Origin of the sequence: Shewanella sp. MMG014 (genome assembly GCF_018100775.1) — a bacterium.
GTDB lineage: Bacteria > Pseudomonadota > Gammaproteobacteria > Enterobacterales > Shewanellaceae > Shewanella > Shewanella japonica.
Map to the genome: position 1 here is coordinate 1 of NZ_JAGJDZ010000032.1, position 1,104 is coordinate 1,104.

Here is a 1,104-nt window from a genome sequence, read left to right on the forward strand (position 1 = left end):
GTTAAGTGGCTTAGATAGTAAGTGTAAGAATCATAGATTATGGAAGATAAAATAGTTTCAGCAGTGAAAGACTTTGCTAACTCGATAAATTCGGGAGGTAAAATGGTGGCTGATATGTCATCTCTAATTGATGTGACTTCTCAGCTACCTCTTAGTAGTTTTGACTATTGGGAACGCTTAATTAGGTCGGAATTTTCCTTGGCATTAAGGAAGTCAACTCCACCAAAGTGGAAAGTATGGTCTAAACCTAGTGAACTTCTGACTTGGTTAGATTTAATAAGTTGGGATGGTTACAAGCGAGAAAAAACTTTACGAACACTGTCTGGTGCTGCTCCAAACACTTTCTTTTTTTCACTTGCCATTCGTAGGCTTAATGATTGGGTGCCTCAAGTTCGTGAGGCCGCAAGGGAAAAGCTTCCTGAGATTGCAAAGGCGACTAACCCAGAATTTGTTGTTGAAGCGCTTTGTATCGCGCTATCTAATTGGAATTCATGGGGCAGGATTAAGGAAGAAGATAAAAATGTTCTCTTACAAATAATTTGTGACGAAGAAATAGCTGAATCACTAAGATCGAAGTTAATTTCATCCACCTCTGGACCAATGCCTTCTCTATTCTCTCAACTTGGTCGCACACCGATTCTTGATGAAAACATTGAAAATATTGCGAGTAAAGCCGTTCAGCCTACGGTTCGTGCTAAAGCTTACCGTAGTTTATTTGAAGGCAAGATTTCATGGATTGAAGGAAGAAAATGGGAATGGACAGATATAAGGTATTGCGAAGGTAGGCTAAACCCTATCGTCGCAGAACGGGAAGTAAGTGTTCAAACATCATTGCTCACTTTACTCAACCTCTCTTCGGAAGATAGGTCTTCAATTGTAAGGCGTATTTCAGCAGAGATTTTGATACGAGATCTATCAAATATTGGAGTTATTGCTAGGGATTATGCTGAAAAGTTTGCATCAGATAAGTCCCAAGCAGTATCTGAAAGAGGACGGTTTGCTTTAAAGAAACTAGAAGAGATAGATCGTGCAAATGCCACTTAACAAGCAGCAACGGACTCGTCAACCAGTCACTTGTTTAACTCGCCGCTGTGCTGGGCGTTA

At 40.3% G+C, this 1,104-nt stretch carries 1 protein-coding gene; it reads left to right on the top strand.

From position 1 onward, the window contains the following. Positions 1–39 precede the first annotated feature (39 nt). Positions 40–1,044 (top strand): hypothetical protein, encoded by a 1,005-nt coding sequence (locus J8L86_RS20990; RefSeq protein ID WP_211031450.1) that lies wholly within the window; start codon positions 40–42, stop codon positions 1,042–1,044. Positions 1,045–1,104: the final 60 nt, after the last annotated feature.